The sequence below is a fragment of the Chryseobacterium balustinum genome (genome assembly GCF_900168205.1).
Lineage (GTDB): Bacteria > Bacteroidota > Bacteroidia > Flavobacteriales > Weeksellaceae > Chryseobacterium > Chryseobacterium balustinum.
The window spans coordinates 1-1431 of record NZ_FUZE01000066.1; the positions used below are offsets into that span (position 1 = coordinate 1).

Genomic DNA, 1431 nt, shown 5'->3' on the forward strand with positions numbered 1-1431 from the left:
GCAAAATCGGTAATTCCAATATAAGCCATTTCCTTTTCTAATCTAACCCACTCATGATCTTCAGTATACAAGAGGTTTTCAGGGATCTTCATTATTGCAGTTCTTTTATTAAGTTTATATACTTATTCAATTTATTTAATTTTATTTTGAATAATGGGACCTCCATTCAGTATTTCTTCATCCGCAAAAGGCTCAAAGGACTTAAAGTTTTGTACAAATTGCTCAGCAAGATGCAGTGCTTTTTCATCATATGCCGACTGGTCATCCCATGTATTTTTAGGATTTAAAATTTCAGACGGGACACCTTCGCATTCTACCGGCATTTGAAGTCCAAATACTGCATCACGTACAAAGTCTACATTTTCAAATTTATTTTCAAGTACCGCCGAAATCATTGATCTGGTAAAAGCTAACTTAATACGTTCTCCTTTACCATACGTCCCTCCCGACCAACCGGTATTAATTAGCCATACCTTTATATTATTTTCTTTTAATTTTTTTCCTAATAGATCTGCATATTGAGTGGGATGAAGCGGTAAAAAAGGCTTTCCAAAACATGCTGAAAATGTTGTCTGAGGTTCTGTAATTCCAGCTTCAGTACCTGCAACTTTCGCAGTGTAACCTGAAATAAAATGATACATAGCCTGTCCTACCGATAATTTTGATATCGGAGGAAGAACTCCAAAAGCATCACAAGTTAAAAAGAAAATATTATTGGGTGTTTTACCTATTGAAGGATGCACTGCATTATCAATAAAATCGATTGGATAAGCTGCTCTCGTATTTTCTGTTACCGAAATATTATCATAGTCCACCCTCTCCGTTCCTTCAAAAAAACGTACATTTTCAAGCAAAGTTCCGGAACGGATTGCTGAAAATATTTGTGGTTCTTTTTCCTCGCTCAAGTTGACACACTTAGCGTAGCACCCCCCTTCAAAATTAAAAACACTTTCATGATCCCAACCATGTTCATCATCACCGATTAGCTTTCTTAAAGGATCTGCAGAGAGCGTAGTTTTGCCTGTTCCGGAAAGACCAAAAAACACAGATGTATCTCCATTAACTCCGATATTAGCAGAACAGTGCATGGAGAGTATATTTTGTTCAAATGGGAGGATATAATTCAATACCGTAAAAATCCCTTTTTTAATTTCTCCGGTATATCCACTACCCCCAATGAGAATTATTTTCTTAGTGAAATTGATAATCGTAAAATTATGCTGACGGGTCTTATGGATTTCAGGAATTGCTTTAAACTCTGGAGCATTAAGAATCAGCCATTCATGTTGAAAGGTTTCCAATTCTGCTTCTGTAGGTCTCAAAAAAAGATTGTTCACAAACAAATTTGCCCATGGGGTCTCAGTGATGACTTTTATGTTCAGTTTGTACTCAGGCTTTGCACAAGCGCAGGCATCCCTAACATAAATATCT

General features: G+C 36.4%; 1 protein-coding gene. It reads right to left on the reverse strand.

Annotated features, from left to right (window positions below; genetic code table 11):
• Positions 1–131 precede the first annotated feature (131 nt).
• Positions 132–1431: phosphoenolpyruvate carboxykinase (ATP) (pckA, locus tag B5X64_RS22425; protein ID WP_079467331.1), on the reverse strand; the 1300-nt coding region annotated here is incomplete at its 5' end.